The sequence below is a fragment of the Burkholderia sp. RF2-non_BP3 genome, from assembly GCF_001522185.1.
GTDB lineage: Bacteria > Pseudomonadota > Gammaproteobacteria > Burkholderiales > Burkholderiaceae > Burkholderia > Burkholderia diffusa.
The window spans coordinates 111985-126633 of the sequence record NZ_LOSU01000001.1; the positions used below are offsets into that span (position 1 = coordinate 111985).

Sequence of the window (14649 nt, forward strand, 5' to 3'; positions counted from 1 at the left end):
CAAGCGCGTTGTCGAGCAGGCCCAGTAGCTCGACGCTGCCGAAGACGAAGGCGATCGCGACTGACAGCCCGGTGACGACGAGGTTGCCAGTCTGGTCGAGAAAGCAGTAGAGATCGGTGCTGTGGAGTCGGATGTCTTGGCGTGCAAGCAAGCAGTCGAGATGGTGAGACATGAGACGATCCTCTCCAGAGTGTCACGATGCGTCGGATGGTGTACGGATTGTGTCGTGGATCGGGCCGGCCAACTGTTGGGAAGGATCGGTATTTGTGGATTCGCACGGCCACGTTCCGTCCAGCGAGTGCGCGCCGAAGGCCTAGCGGCTTGACGCAGGATGGGGGCGTCCGGAGCGAGCGGAGGCCTCATGTCGCCAGCGCTGAACGTAGTCGTCCAGGGTGCGAAGCAAATCGGCGGGGTATCGCCGAAAATCAGGGCGATTGCGAACAGCCATTGCCGTCCGTCGTGTCCGATTAGGTCGCGAAGCCGCACGATCCTGACCGTTACGTACCATGCCTCGTCGATATGGCACCGTAGATTAAACGTCGCGCGAATTTCATTCATCATCGGCAGAAAACTCCGGCCGTTCAATTGCGTTGCGCCATGCACGCATGAAATCGCGGCTGACCGATTCGTACACTTCGCTGGAAATCGACTGGTCCCGGTACAAATGCTCGACACGATCGCGTCCCGCGTTCAGCGCGACGAGCAGCAACATACGTCGCTCGAGTTTGCGGGTGTAGTGGCCGAAATCCCCTCGCATCTCGGTGATTGCGTGTTCGGTTCTGTCCATGCGGCCATGTAGGATTGCCGACAGCGTCTTGGTCGTTTCGGGACCGAGTAGCGGTTGAAGACTTGTTTCGGTATAGCGATGTAGTTGTTCCAGCACGGCGCGCCGGCATATTAGCAATTCGAAACGGTTCTGGAGCGCGCAAGAGAAAGGCCAGCTTAATTTCAACCACGAATGGATCCACCGTGCGGCCCGATAGCTCCATCGGATCTGCAGAATTTGTGCCGCCGCCTGCCGATACGCGGCGCGCCCGCCGCGCCGGACGGCTTCCGTCATCGCAGCTGCGTTCGCGATCATGCGATCCAGGTTTTCTACTGCGACGATTCCGTTGCCGTATCGAGGTATGAGATCGCCTTCCCTGCGTGCAAGAGCGAGCAAGCCGGCCGTCAGCCGGTCTTCGTCGGTCGTTGCGATGTCGTCAGAGCGCAAGAAGTTATCGAGCGATGTGCTGTCGTGATAGGCATCGATCGCATCGCATGCGAGATTCGGGTCGATCCGGAGAGATCGCGCTGAAGCCCGCACGAGCGCGTCGATTTCCGCCCCGGCAATGCCAACGGCGCGTTCCTGCAGCGCCATGTCTTGCGGCGAGAGGTGATCGAGCCCGAGGAAGCGGATCAGGGGGCGAAGCGTCGATCCGTTAACGGCCAGCGAGAAGAGGACGAAGCCGGTTGCCAGCACCGAAACAAGGCGACGTGTGGGTTCAGGCAACGCCGCGTTGCCCTCGATACCCAGTGCGAGGATGATGGTGACTGCTCCGCGTAAGCCACCCCAGGTGATCACTAGCCTGAAGGAACGCGTGACGGTGTTGCTTAACCCTAGTCGGGACACCGAGGGAAACACGCCAAACAGTACCGCGAGTCGTGCGGCGAGTGCAGCGATGATGATTGCCCCGAGCGCCAGGGCGTCAGACGCCCGGGCGGCTCTCAGCAGACCGGGCACGCGGATCGTCGCGAGGAGGAATACAAGCGTGCCGGCGATTCCAGCCACCTGCTCCCACATGAGTTGCAAATGCGACCAATTGCGCGGTGTGAGGCGAGCCCGCCCAAGCCCACTGATCACGAGTCCCGCCGTCACGACAGCCACGACGCCAGAGACATGGAAGAACTCGTTGCCGAGAATATAGAGCGGGTATGGCACCGCAAGGGTCAGCGTGAGCTCGGCCTTCCCTTCGCCGCCAAGGTGAACGAGTCCCCAGGCAAGCATGCGTCCCACGACCATGCCCAGTATCGCGCCGCCGCCGAATTCAGTGGCAAAAATCTGCGATATCTCCGCTACCGTCCGTGAGACCGAATCGGCACTGCGGGACGCCTCGAGCAGGACGGTGGCAATCGAAATCGCGGCAGCATCGTTTAGTAAGCTCTCACCTTCGACGAGCCGTACGAGCCGACTAGGTGCCGTCACGCTGCGGAATACGGCAAGGACCGCCGATGCGTCGGTCGTTGCGATGATCGCACCCAGCAAAAGACCGTCCCTGGCCGGCACGTTTGTGGTCCATGACGCGACGAAGCCAATCGACACGGTTGCGACGAACACGCCGATGATCGCGAGAATCAGGATCGGCAGCCAGTCGCCTAGCATCTCGCGAATCTCGACGCTCAACGCCGCCTGGAATAGCAGCGGCGGCAGAAACAGCGTCAGGCACATGTCCGCTGATAGCGGCCATGCAACGACTGGGTCGACAAATGCCAGCGCCGGCTCCGGAAGCCACGCGTGCATCGCGAGAAATAGCGCTCCGAACAGAATGCCGACGAACGACACCACGAATGTCTGTGGAAGCGAGAACGCGACGCTTGCCGCCTGGACGACACCGGTGACCGCGATGAGCATCGCGCCGAGCAGCAGAATCTCTGTCGACATCATCGGCCGCGCCGAATAGCGCGGCATCTTCTTTCGCGCGGGCAGACCGCAAGCCAAGGCGACAACGGGCCGCGTTCGCTTTCCGTCGCGTTGCGTGTGTCGATCTCCATGATTCGAATTCCTCGGGTTCAGGTCAATGTGACGGCTGGTTGCGGCCATTTGACGACGACAACACTTTATTCGGCGAGCGCCGGTGGCTTTTCAGGAATCGCACGAAATCAGCGATTCACTCTCGCTGCTGCAGTCGCTCAGTGGACACCACCGTGCGTATTCGAAAACGCGCTGGGAACTGCGAGAGCACAGTGTCAGAAACGCATCGACATGCTTCCGTGTCAACGGAGACGCGGCGCCAGCATGCGTCGGGGCGGGCCGCGGCGATCGTATCGGCTATCGCGGGTCGCAGTTGCCGTGATTTCTGTACTGACCGGAGTGAATGATGAAAACATCGAAATGGATCGCAGGAGCGGTTGTAGCCGCGTCGCTCGCATGCGGCGCGACGCTTGCCGACGCGCAAGTCGCCGGCACGCAGGTGGTCGGCGTGAGCATCGAACAGGCGAGTCTCGTGGTGAACGGATGGAGTGCGAAGAAGAGTCTGCTGGGCAAAGTCATCTACAACGATCGCGGTGAGAAGGTCGGCGTACTGCACGACATCATCGTCACACCCGACGACGCCGTTTCGTTCGCGATCGTCGCGGCACACCAGTTCCTTGGTGTGTCAGCGCACGATGTTGCCGTGCCGATCACGCAGATCGACTTCATCGGCGGCAAGCTCGTCTGGGCCGGCGCGACGCGGAATGCGCTCAAAGCCATGCCCGTATTTCAGTATTCGAAAGTGAGAGCGACGCCGATCGCACGCACGGAATACGCACATCACTGATGCGGAAGCAGAGGTTCTCGCAGCGATATTTTTGAAGCGTAAGAAGCAAGCGATTTCGGCGATGCGCCCCGTGAACGCTGTCGCAGCGATACCGCTCCGGGTCGCAAGGCGCCCGCCGGGCGGCCCCAGTTACTTCAACAGAGCGACGAGCTGACAAGGGGCTTCGCGGCGCTCTGCCGCCGGCAACTTTATTGTGCGACGCACAACCTCATAAGTTCACTCGAGTTTCGCATCACCGTTCTATCGACGAAGGCCTACGACGTGACATCTTTCCGTTGAAAGGTAATGACCCTGTTTTGGCCTACGGCTTGCGGCCGCAAGATATGCCATCTATATATATGACTAATTGACTCGTACCACGGCAGCGGTGTGGTATGCGGCGGGATGCACCAGCAAGTCGGAATAACGGGATGCCGGACAGGGATTCAGCATGGACGAGAGTGTGTCAGTCACACCGATTTGTTCCGGTACCTGGTATTCGAACGTACTGCGCGCGCTCGCGCGTCCCTGCGGCAGGCAGGCGCTGGCGATGATCGTGTGCTGCGCCGCACTGAGCGGCCAGAGCGCCGGAGTCGCGGCGGAGCCCGGTGTGACCGACAGTACGATCCGCCTGGGTATGGTCAACGCGCAATCCGGCAATTCTGCAGGCCTCGGACACGGGTTGTTGATCGGCGCTCAAGCCGTATTCGACGACGCGAACGCTCACGGCGGCGTGCACGGGCGGAAGATCGACCTCGTCGTCGCCGACGATCGCTACGAGCCCGAGCGGACGGTGGACACGACGCTGGAAATGATCGATCGCGGCAACGTCCTCGCGCTGTTCGGTTATGTCGGCACGCCGACAACCACCGCGGTGCTGCCAATGATCCGGGACGCCGGCATTCCGCTCATCGGTACGTTCAGCGGCGCGATGGCGCTGCGCAGGCCGGTCATTCCGGAGGTCTTCAACATCCGGGCGAGCTATGACGACGAAACGCGCGTGCTGGTCGATCACTTGATTGCCCACGACCGCGCGAGGCGTTTTGCAGTGTTCTACCAGGACGACGGCTTCGGGCTAGCGGTGCTGGCCGGCACCCAGCTCGCGCTGCACCGCCACGGCCTCGACGTCGTCGCCACCGGTACGTTCCGTCGCGGCACGACGGCAGTCGAGACGGGTCTCGCAGCCATACTCGACGCGCGGCCGGACGTCGTCATCATGGTCGGCCCGTATACGCCGGTCGCCGCATTCATTCGCGCAGCGCACCGCGAAGGCCTCACGGCCCGTCTCGCGGCAGTGTCGTTCGTCGGCCCCGACGACCTGTTGCGCCTGATCGGCGACGAAGGGAACGGCATGCTGATTTCGCAGGTCGTGCCGCTGCCGCAGAGCGAGCGCCCCGTGGTCCGGGACTGCGCACGGCTGATCGCGCAGCGCTTTCCGGACGAACACATTGGCGTGGTGCACATCGAGGGCTGCCTTGATGCGAAGGTCGCGCTGATCGGACTGGAACGGGCGGGACCGGCACCCACCCGGGCAACGCTGAAGCAGGCGCTCGAATCGATCCGGCGTCTCGATCTCGGCGGCCTGGTGGCCAATCTAAGTACCGACGATCACCAGGCGCTGAACGACGTGTTCCTCACCGAAATCGCGCACGGCCGCGTCACGCCGCTGGACGGGCCGGCCAGATGAGCGGCTGGGCGGCCGCGCGCGGGCCGCCCGATCCTGGAGGGCTGCATGGACATCAAGGCTAAGCTCGTCGCCAGCACCAGCCTGATGCTGCTGGGTGTGGTGGCGATTTCCGTGACGAGCCTGATCGCGGTGCACGGCATTGCGTCGGGTGTGCGCACGCTGACGACCGAATCGCTGCCGCTGCAGGTGCGCAGCAACGAGTTGCAGCGCGCATACGCGGAGCTTGCGCTGGACTTCGGCCGGCTTGAGCGCGCGCAGGACGCATTGGAGCGCGAGCAGGCGTCGTCGGAGATCGAAACGCAATTGCAGCGGATCGCACGCGTGACGGCGGCCGTGCGCGCGATCGACGGGCACGGCGTCGACGTGCCGTCCACCGGCTTGAGGACGATGCTCGCGTCGATGAACGAAGGCGTCGACAAGCGGCTGCGCGGCGACGCGCAACTCGCCGCCGAACGCCGGCTGATCGAACGCGTCCAGGCACAAGGCGATGCGCTGCTGAACGCGATCGGCAAGCAGGTCGACCGGCTGGACAGCGACGCCGATGCCGCCGTGAGCGGCGCATTGGAGTCCAATACCGCGTACAACCGCACGATTCATGCGCTCGACGAGGCGCGCATGGACGTCAAGGAGATCATCGCCGTCGCCGGCCGCGTCGACGTCGCGCCGAACCGGTACCGGCTCGCGCCGCTGCGCGAGCGCATGCAGGCGTCCATCGACGGTGCGCGCAAGGCGCTCGCAATCGCGGCGCCGCATCTCGACGCGGCCGCGGCCCAGAGCCTGACGAACGCGCTCACCCGGGTGGCGGACGACATCCTCGACGGCAAGGTCGGCCTCGTCGCGCTGCGTGCCGGCATGTTCGCGGATCCGTCCGTCGCGGCGCGCTACCGTGCGCATGAAGACCGCGTGTTGCAATCGCTCGATGCGCTGGACGCGAAACTGGCGGAGATCGCGGACCCGTTCGCGCTTCGGATCGTCAACGCGCGGCAGCGCCTCGACGAAGCGATCGCATTCCGGCAGCGCGCCGCGCGGATCGCGTCGCTGTCGGCCGCCGTGAACGGCGGCATCAACACGCTGGCGTTCGACCTGCGCATGATCGCGCAAGGCGAAAGTCCTGACCGCCTGAAGCGCGCCGACGACGAGCTGCGAAGGAATATCGGCGCGCTGACCGCATCCGCCGGCGCGCTGCGCGATGCACTTGTCGCGGACGGGCCGCGCAATGCCAAGCGCGCAGAGGGCGTGATCGGACTGACCACGGAGTTGGCGGGATCCGCGCACCGTATCCTGGCGGTGAAGTCCGACATGCTGTCCAACGACGTCGCCATGCAGAGCATCGTCGCCGATGTCGACACGACGGCCAATCGCCTCGCAGCGTATACGGAACAGGAGGCGGTGCGCGTCGACCTTCAGCAGCGCGGGATCGTATCGGACGTCTACCGGGCCGTGGCAACCGCGATCGTGATGATCGTGGGGGTATCGTTCTTGCTGGCGATCGGCGGACTGGTGATCAGCCATCGGCTCGGCACGTCGATCTCCGGACCTCTGTCGAGCCTGACGCGCACGATGGCACGCATTCGCAGCGGCAGCGACCTGTCGCTTCGGATGCCTCATCAGGGCAGCGACGAAGTCGCGGCGCTGATCGCCGGCTTCAACATGATGCTCGATGAAATCGAGCGCCGCGACGTCGACCTGCAGGCAGCGATCGCGACGGCCGAAGCCGCGAATTCGGCGAAATCCGAGTTTCTCGCGAGGATGAGCCACGAGATCCGCACGCCGATGAACGGCGTGCTCGGCATGACCGAACTGCTGCAGCGGACGCGGCTGACGTCGAAGCAGCGCAAGTTCGTCGATACCGTGTACCGATCCGGCCAGACGCTGCTCGTCATCATCGACGACATTCTCGACTTCTCGAAGATCGAGGTCGGCAAGCTGACGCTCGAACGCATCGATTTCAACCTGCATCAACTGCTCGACGACGTCGTCGCGCTGATGGAGCCCAATGCACGACGCAAGGAGCTGGCGCTCGTGTTCAATCGCGCCGACTCGGTCCCGGAATGGATGCGCGGCGACCCGGTCCGGGTGCGGCAGATCCTGACGAACCTGCTCAGCAACGCGATCAAGTTCACGGAACGCGGGCACGTCGAGTTGAACGTATCGTATGTGGACGACGGCCGCATCGTGTTCGCGATCGCCGATAGCGGGATCGGCATCGCGCCGGAGGTGTCCGCGGAATTGTTCCAGCCGTTCCAGCAGGCAGACAGCTCGATCGCGCGCAAGTATGGCGGAACCGGGCTTGGGCTCGTCATTTCGCGCCAGCTGGCCGAGATGATGGGCGGCACGCTCACGCTCGAATCGACGCCCGGCAAGGGTTCGGTGTTTACCGTGACGATGCGATACGAACCGGTGTCCGGCGTGGTGGGCGTCGCACCGTTCGCGAGGCCGTCGCTCGCGGGGCTGAAGGTGCTGATCGTCGACGACAGCGAGACCGATCGCAGCGTGCTGCTCGAACACGCGATCGAATGGCAGCTGTGCGTCGCCACGGCGATCGGCGGCGACGACGCGCTCGCGCAGCTGCGGGCCGCGGTCGCCGACGGCGCGCCGTTCGACCTCGCGATCGTCGACGTGCGGATGCCGGGGATGGACGGCATCTCGCTCGTGCAGCACATCCGCCACGATCCGTCGCTGCGTGCGCTCAGGATCATCACACTGACCGCGTTCGAGATGATGGACAGCGTGCAGGTCGCGCACGAGCTCGACATCGCCGCGCGGCTGACGAAGCCGCTGCACGGCGCCAACCTTCACGCGGTGATCGCATCGGCGATGCACGTGATGCCGCCGCGGCTGCCGGCGGCCGTGCCGGGCGCCGATGGTGTCGATGGCGCCGCGTCGGCCGACGACCGGCGGCTCGATGCGATCGCGGCACGGGTGCTGCTGGTCGAGGACAACGCGGTCAACCAGCAGATCGCGCTGGCGATGCTGGAGGACACCGATTACGAAGTCGCCGTGGCCGACGACGGCGAGCAGGCACTCGAGCGGCTCGCGCACGACGCATTCGACGTGGTGCTGATGGACTGCCAGATGCCGCGGCTGGACGGCTTCGAGGCGACGCGGCGGCTGCGTCGGCGCGAAACGGACACCGGTTCGCCGCGCGTGCCGGTCATCGCGCTGACGGCGAACGCGCTGAGCGGCGACCGCGAGCGCTGTCTCGCCGCCGGCATGGACGACTACCTGGCGAAGCCGTTCCGCCGCGACGCGCTGTTGCACACGCTCGCGCGCCACGTTCGCGGCAACGCGTGCGCGCCGGCCGCTGCGTGTGAAGAGACGGTAAGCCGTGCCGAAATCGAACCGAGTCCCGCTACCGCGGCTGGGGCGGCGGCAGCGAGCGCGGGTGACGACGCGGACGTGATCGACCGCAAGGCGCTCGATGCATTGCGCGCGCTCCAGCGGCCGGGCCGCCCCGACGTGCTGACCCGGATCATCGATCAATTCACGCTGGATGCGCCGCGCCTGATCGGTGACATGCGCGCGGCCGTCGCAGCGGGCGACGCCGATGCGCTGAAGCTGGCCGCCCATACGCTGAAATCGAGCAGCGCGAACGTGGGCGCCCATCTGCTGTCGGCCCGCTGCCGGGAGATCGAGCGTCTCGCGCGCGCGGCCGACGTGCCAGCCGCGGCGCCGCTCGTGGCCGGCACGGATGCGGAATTCGAGCACGCGCATGCGGCGCTGGTCGCCGAGCGCGTGACCGGTTGAAGCTCGAACGGTCGCCAGCCGATCGCCGCGGCGATCGCGCAGCGGACCAAACAGGAGGACGGTCGTGAACCAGGACAATGCCGATGTGCCGGCGATTCTGATCATCGATGACGATGCGATGACGCGCCTGCTGGTCGTCGAAACGCTGGAGCCCGAAGGCTTTCGCGTCGAGGAAGCGACGGGGCCGGACGAGGGCATCGCCGCGTTCCTGCGTCATCGCCCCGCGGTCGTGCTGCTCGATGTCGAAATGCCCGGCGGCGACGGCTTCGACTGCTGCCGCGCATTGCGCGCGTTGCCGGAAGGCCGCCGTGTGCCGATCGTCATGCTGACCGGCAACGACGACGACGCATCGATCGCCCGTGCGTTCGACGCCGGTGCGACCGATTTCGTATCGAAGCCGATGCGCTGGAAGCTGCTGGGCTACCGGATCCGGTATTTGCTGCGCGCGGCAGCCGCCGTCGAAAAGCTGGCGACCACCGAGGTCGGGCTCACGCATGCGCAGGCGCTCGCGCACCTGGGCAACTGGGAGTACCAGGCCGGGCGGACCGACGGATACTGGTCGCCGGAGTTGTTCAGGATCCTCGGGCTCGACCCCACGCGCACGTCGCCCACGTTCGAACGTCTGCTGCAGGCGGTGCCGACCGACGAGCAGCCGCTGCTCGTGCAGTCGTATACAAGCCTGCGCACCGAAGGCGTCGCGTTCTCGCTCGAGCATCGGCTGATTCACCCGGACGGCACCGAGCGCCATGTGCTGCACCTCGCGGAGGCCGGGCGCGATCCGAACCACGCGATCATCCTTCGCGGCATCGTGCAGGACATCACCGAGCGCAAGGTGCAGCAGGGGCGCATCGAATATCTCGCCAACCACGATGCGTTGACCGGCCTGCCGAATCGCAACCTCCTCAGCGACCGGATGGAGCAGGCGATGTCGCAGGCGCGGCGCACGGGGCAACTGATTGCGGTGATGGTGCTCGACCTCGACCGTTTCAAGCACGTCAACGACAGCTTCGGCCATTCGGTCGGCGACGGTCTGCTGCGGGTGGTCGCCGCGCGCTTGAAGAGTTCGGTGCGCGATGGCGACACGGTCGCGCGGCTCGGCGGCGACGAGTTCGTCGTGATGCTGGTCAACCTGTCGACGCCGTCGGACGCGGATGCGATCGCGCGCAAGGTTCTCGACACCTTCATTGCGCCGTTCGTGCTCAACGGGCACGATCTGCACGTGTCGACCAGCGTCGGCGTCAGTCTGTGTCCGACCGACGGCACGGACGCGGAGACGCTGCTGAAAACGGCCGACGCCGCCCTGTATTGCGCGAAGGAGCACGGGCGCAACTGCTACAGCTTCTATACGCGCGAAATGGGTGCTCGCGTGGAAGAGCATGCCGTCCTCGAAAACGCGCTGCACCAGGCCGTCGTGAACGACGAACTCGAGCTGTACTACCAGCCGAAGGTCGATCTGAAGACGGGGCAGATCAGCGGGGTCGAGGCGCTAATTCGCTGGCGACGGCCGGGAATCGGCATCATCCCGCCTGACCGCTTCATCCCGATCGCCGAAGAAACCGGGCTGATCTTGCCGATCGGCGAGTGGGTGTTGCGCACAGCGTGCGCGCAGGCCGTCGCGTGGCATCGGGACGGCCATCCGCCGATCCGCATCGCGGTCAACCTGTCGGCGCGCCAGTTCCGACAGCAAGACGTGGCCGACATGGTGCGCAGGACGCTTAAGGATACCGGGTTGGAACCGGCATCGCTTGAACTCGAGCTGACCGAAAGCGTGTTGATGCAGGACTGCAATGCGATCGCGCACACACTGCGCGAACTGAAGGCACTCGGCGTCGTGCTGTCGCTGGACGATTTCGGCACCGGTTATTCGAGCCTGTCTTATCTGAAGGACTTGCCGATCGATGTCGTGAAGATCGACCGGTCGTTCCTCAGCGACGTCACGACCAGCGCGGAAGGCGCGTCGCTGACGCGATCGATCATCGCGATGGCGGAGTCGCTACACATGGAGACGGTCGCCGAAGGTGTCGAGACCGAAGCGCAGCTCTCGTTCCTGAACCGGCACCGCTGCCATGCGATGCAGGGCTACTACTTCAGCCATCCGGTGACCGGTGACGAAATCGCCGACATGCTGTCGGCCGGCTCGGAGTTGCCCGAACACTGCCGGCAGCGCGAGCTGCTGCGCCGGACGCTGCTGCTGGTTGACGGCGATCGTGCGACGCTGCAGATGTTCAGGCAGGCGCTGGGCCGCGACGGCTACGAGATCCTCGCGACCACCGATCCCGACGAGGCGCTCGACCTGCTCGCGCGGCATCGCGTCGGCGTGATCGTGTCCGACTTCCGCATGCCGAGCGTGTCGGGGATCGACCTGCTGCAGCGCGTGAAGGCGCTGTACCCGGACGTCGTACGCATTCTGCTGTCGAGCTACGGCGAGGGGCAATCGATCGCCAACGCGCCCGGTGACGGCTCTGTCCAGAAGCTGCTGATCAAGCCGTGGGACGTCGAGCTGCTGCGCAAGCACATTGCCGAGTCGTTCCAGCGGTTCGAGCACACGTCGCTGAGACTGGCGGACCCCGGTGTGACGCGCCTCGGCAGTCGCCCGTCTCCGCTGCGGTCTCTCAACGTGGCGGATTCGCGCGATGGCCCTTGACGGGAAGCCGCCGAGCCCCGCCCGCGAACGGATGCGTTCTTGCTGAGAAGGTTCGCCGAAAACTCGTTAACGCGAAGGCCCTTTTTACCGCGGGCTGCTCGACTACAGTGCCGTGAGCAATATGGAAGTCGGATACCGATGACGTATGAATTTCGAGGGAGTAAATAGATGAACAGATAGTCCGAACCGGTGTGGTACGAGGAGCGGTGGTCCTGGGCACGACGAGATGGCGAAGAAGCGGCCGATGCGATCTGAAATGAACTTGCGCCGCTCTGGGATGCAGCCAGTCGTGATTTTGGTTATCTCTCGGAGGAAACCAAGGCATTTCTGCATAATCATGCACCTTGGGTGTTCACCGCCGGTCGGTGGATCGCTGACGAACGATTGAAACGGTTACTGCGCTCAGACGCGGATGGGATGGGCATGTAACGGATCTTTGCGATTGTCTAGATTGGCTTAGCTTCTACGAGATCGACGACCGGATCGTACTGGCGGCCGAATTCGCGTCCGCCCTGGCCGAGCGCGCCGACGACGTGGAGCGAGGCCGGAAGGGCGAGCGGTGCGAATGACCGGATTCGTTTCATTGTTGGATTCCCCGTTGGTCGATAGGCCTGACGGGTCGGTAAACGATACGGACGGCGCGTCGAGGGAACCAACAAATTGTCGAATCGTTATGAGGCGCGGTGGTGATGGATGCGTGCGCAACCGTCCGGCAACACGCGCGCCGGACGCTCACGCATCGCGCCGGCGTGATGCATTCCTGAGCACGAGCGCCATCAGCTGCCGGCGCGAATCGACGCCGAGCTTCGCGAACGCGCGCTTCGCGTAGGTATCGACGGTGGACGTCTTGAGGCCCATCGACTGCGCGATCGCCGCCGAGGTCATGCCCTGGATGAACGATGCACACACGTGCATCTCGCGCGCGGTCAGCCGTTCCTGCAGTTCCGGTAGCCATTGCGCGACGAGGTCGAGATCGAGTTCGTCGCGCGGCGCTTCGTCCGCGCAGGCCGCGCCGAGCAGCCGCTTATGCGCGGACGCCATCGGCAGCACGACCTGCGACAGCTGCTTCAGCAGGCTCAGCTCCTTCAGCGAAAACGGCGGCAGCCGCCGCGAACGCGCGACCGAAATCGAGTAGCGCGTGCCGCCCGTCACGCCCGCGATTACGCATTCGTCGTGAATGTCGCCCGCGTCGAAGAACAGGTGCCGCAGCTCGCTCGCGACCCGCTGCGATGACACCTGAAGCAGCTGCGTGTCGCTTTCGCTGTCGATGGCCGCATACGTGACGTCCTCGCTCGCGTAGCTACGGTAGTAATGACGCATCACCTGCGCGACAAGCTCGGGCTCGCGGCCGAAGCTGCCGATCCAGCCGACGCTGCGCCTGCCCGACGCCGCACCGCGTTCGTAGTCGAGATGCACGGCGTCGAAATCGACGTAGCGCACGAGCGTGTCGTACACGGCGCGCATGAACTGCGGGGTCCCGATCGCTTGTGCGATGTCGCCGAGCGTATCGGTCACGAATGCGACATGGCTCAGCGGGAGATCGGGGGCGGTAAGCGCAGCGCTCATGGCGTCGGGTGTCGAAGAAATCGGGTGGACTACAGGTATCACGAAAATTTTCGACTGCCTACGCGGGAATCTACCCAAACGGTCCCGAACGACGATGACGTTTGTCCCGGTTTTCGGGACTGACGATACGAGCCGCGATCTCTACATTGCCCCTTGTGCTGAACACCGCCTGACGGCGTCGACGCCGGTCCGGATCCGGACCGGGCGTCACGGCCGATATCCATCACAAGGAGAATCCCCATGCGTATTCGTTTCCGTCGTCGCGCGGCCTTGCGCGCCGCGCTTGCCACGTCGGTGGCGCTGGCCGCTATGGCCAGCCTGCCTGCCCGTGCGGGCGATGCCAACCTGAACGTGTACAACTGGTCGGAATACGTCGCGAAGGACACGGTGTCCGGCTTCGAGAAGCAGACGGGCATCAAGGTGCGCTACGACAGCTACGACAGCGACGACACGCTGCAGACCAAGCTGCTCGCGGGCAGCTCGGGCTACGACATCGTCGTGCCGACGTCGAACTATCTCGCCCAGCAAATCCAGGCCGGCGTGTACCAGAAGCTCGACAAATCGAAGCTGCCGAATCTCGCGAACCTCGACCCGGTGTTGATGAAGATGATCGCGAAGGCCGATCCGGGCAATCAGTACGGCGTACCGTGGGCGTGGGGCACGACGGGCATCGGCTACAACGTGGAGGCAGTGAAGAAGCGGCTCGGCGACGCCGCGCCCACCGACAGCTGGGCGCTGCTGTTCGATCCCGCGAACGCGGCGAAGCTGAAGGGGTGCGGCATTTCGTTGCTCGATGCGCCGGACGCCGCGTTCGCGGCCGCGCTGCAGTACATGGGCAGGGACCCGGAGAGCAAGAACCCGGCGGACTATCAGGCCGCGTACGACGTGCTGAAGAAGATCCGTCCGTACGTGACGCAGTTCAGCTCGGCGGGCTACGCGGACGACCTCGCGAACAACGACGTGTGCGTCGTGCTCGGCTGGTCCGGCGACGTCAGCGTCGCACGGCGCCGCACGCTGGATGCGAAGCGTTCGTACGAGATCCGCTACGTGAATCCGAAGGAAGGCGGGCTGCTGTGGTTCGACGTGATGGCGATCCCGAAGGATGCGCCGCACCCCGAAGCCGCGCTGAAGTGGATCAACTATATCGAGGAGCCGAAGACCAACGCGGCGATCACGAACGAGATCTTCTATCCGAGTGCGAACAAGGCCGCGAAAGCGTTCGTGACGCCTGCGATCGCACAGGATTCGGGCGTCTACCTGTCGGACGCCGCAATCGCGAAGACGTCGCTCGCGATGCCGCGCAGCGCCGACATCGCTCGAATGCAGAACCGCCTGTGGCTGCAGCTGAAGTCGGGTGGTTGAGGGCGACGATCATGGACCATATCGTATCCGCCCGGCCGGCCGCAGCCGGTCATCGCAGCCGGCCCGCGCACGACGCCTTCGTGCGCATCGAAAACGTCGTGAAGAAGTTCGGCGACAGCACGGCCGTCGACAACGTCAACCTGACG

General features: G+C 64.6%; 7 protein-coding genes and 1 pseudogene. 6 read left to right on the top strand and 2 right to left on the bottom strand.

Features of this window, described 5'->3' with window-relative positions:
* Nucleotides 1-550: 550 nt before the first annotated feature.
* Nucleotides 551-2668, bottom strand: a complete 2118-nt coding sequence (locus tag WS45_RS00475) for a cation:proton antiporter (RefSeq protein WP_179949156.1) — start codon at nt 2666-2668, stop codon at nt 551-553.
* Between the two features lie 409 nt (nt 2669-3077).
* On the opposite strand from WS45_RS00475, the gene WS45_RS00480 reads away from it, so the two are divergent.
* The 4 genes from WS45_RS00480 (at nt 3078) to WS45_RS00495 (ending at nt 11575) form a co-directional block, all read left to right on the top strand.
* Nucleotides 3078-3518, top strand: coding sequence for a PRC-barrel domain-containing protein (locus WS45_RS00480; RefSeq protein WP_059530875.1), 441 nt, complete (start codon nt 3078-3080; stop codon nt 3516-3518).
* A gap of 430 nt (nt 3519-3948) precedes the next feature.
* Nucleotides 3949-5184, top strand: a complete 1236-nt coding sequence (locus tag WS45_RS00485) for an ABC transporter substrate-binding protein (protein ID WP_059697525.1) — start codon at nt 3949-3951, stop codon at nt 5182-5184.
* Nucleotides 5185-5229: 45 nt separating this feature from the next.
* Complete coding sequence (locus WS45_RS00490) at nt 5230-8931, top strand: hybrid sensor histidine kinase/response regulator (protein ID WP_059697527.1); 3702 nt, start codon at nt 5230-5232, stop codon at nt 8929-8931.
* 64 nt (nt 8932-8995) lie between these two features.
* Nucleotides 8996-11575 carry an EAL domain-containing protein gene (locus WS45_RS00495; protein WP_059697528.1) on the top strand — a complete coding sequence of 860 codons (2580 nt, stop codon included), beginning with the start codon at nt 8996-8998 and terminating at the stop codon, nt 11573-11575.
* A 732-nt stretch (nt 11576-12307) separates the two neighbouring features.
* On the opposite strand, the gene WS45_RS00500 is transcribed toward WS45_RS00495, so the two are convergent.
* Nucleotides 12308-13141 carry a helix-turn-helix transcriptional regulator gene (locus tag WS45_RS00500; RefSeq protein ID WP_059697530.1) on the bottom strand — a complete coding sequence of 278 codons (834 nt, stop codon included), beginning with the start codon at nt 13139-13141 and terminating at the stop codon, nt 12308-12310.
* 240 nt (nt 13142-13381) lie between these two features.
* On the opposite strand from WS45_RS00500, the gene WS45_RS00505 reads away from it, so the two are divergent.
* On the top strand, nt 13382-14503 hold the full coding sequence (locus tag WS45_RS00505; RefSeq protein WP_059697532.1) for a polyamine ABC transporter substrate-binding protein: 1122 nt from the start codon (nt 13382-13384) through the stop codon (nt 14501-14503).
* An 11-nt stretch (nt 14504-14514) separates the two neighbouring features.
* Nucleotides 14515-14649 (top strand): annotated as a pseudogene (locus WS45_RS34595) (polyamine ABC transporter ATP-binding protein); the annotation flags it as partial.